The 1,183-nt window shown below is 69.8% G+C and carries 1 pseudogene; it reads right to left on the bottom strand.

What is annotated here, in order from left to right:
- Positions 1–163 precede the first annotated feature (163 nt).
- Positions 164–1,183 (bottom strand): annotated as a pseudogene (locus ABD901_RS58650) (hypothetical protein); the annotation flags it as partial.

Below are 1,183 nucleotides of genomic sequence, written 5' to 3' on the forward strand. Positions count from 1 at the left end.
CGTTGAAGGCGGTTCCGTTTTCGTTTGTGTCGGAGGCGTTTTCGGGTGCTGCTGGTGGTGCGGGTGGGCTAATGGGTGCGCGGATGCGTGGGTTGAAGCACGGCGGTGGGGTCGGTGCTGCTGGCGGTGGTGGTCATGCCGGTGGTGGTCATGCCGGTGATGGTCATGCCGGTGATGTGTCCGGTGATAAGCCGTTGCCGGTGGATAAGCCGGAGCCGTTGCCGTCGGATGAGCCGTCGTATAAGCCGGAGCGGTTGCCGTCGGATGAGCCGTCGTCTAAGCCGGAGCCGTTGCCGTCGGATGACCCGTCGTATAAGCCGGAGCCGTTGCCGTCGTATGACCCGTCGTATGAGCCGGAGCCGTTGCCGTCGTATGAGCCGTCGTATGAGCCGGAGCCGTTGCCGTCGGATGAGCCGTCGTATGAGCCGGAGCGGTTGCCGTCGGATGAGCCGTCGTATGAGCCGGGGCGGTTGCCGTCGTATGACCTGTCGGGGTCGCCCGTCCCGGCCGCCACCACCACCACGGCCGCCGATGTCGTCGATGTCGGGGGCGGCGCTGGTGGTGGTGGGCTGGTCGGTGGCCGCGGGTTCGGCGGGTCGGGTGGGTCGGGGCCGGTCGTCGATGGTCTCGGTGGTTGGGCCGGTAACGGTGTCCGGTCCGTCAACGGTCCGGGCGGTGCCGCCCCGACACTGACCGGCAGCCCGACCGGCCCCACGCCGACCGGTCCGTCCGTGCCGTCTGTGCCGTCTGGCCCGTCTGGTGCGACCCCGCTGACTGCGCCGGTCGCCTCGGCCGGTCCGACCCTGCCGGCGGCGCCTGCGGGTGCGGGCGCGGTGACCGACCTGTCCGTGCCGGCTGGCCCGACCACACCGGCCACGTCGTCGGGGTCGCCGGCGCCGGCCACGTCGTCGGGGTCGTCCACACCAACAACCGCGTCGCCCGTGTCGTCGGTGTCGTCGGGGTCGGTGTCGTCGGTGTCGTCGGGGTCGGTGTCGTCGGTGTCGTCGGTGTCGGGTGTGTCGCCGGTATGGACGTCGTCGTCGGTGTCGCCGGCACTGACCGTGTCGCCGGGGTCGGGTGTGTTGCCGGTGTCGGGTGTGTTGGCTGGTTCGGTGGTGTCGGCTGGGTTGGTGGTGGTGAGTGATCGCAGTGAGTCGGAGGTGGCGGTTGATTTTCCGTGGTT

The organism is Dactylosporangium darangshiense (genome assembly GCF_039537565.1).
GTDB classification, from domain to species: domain Bacteria; phylum Actinomycetota; class Actinomycetes; order Mycobacteriales; family Micromonosporaceae; genus Dactylosporangium; species Dactylosporangium darangshiense.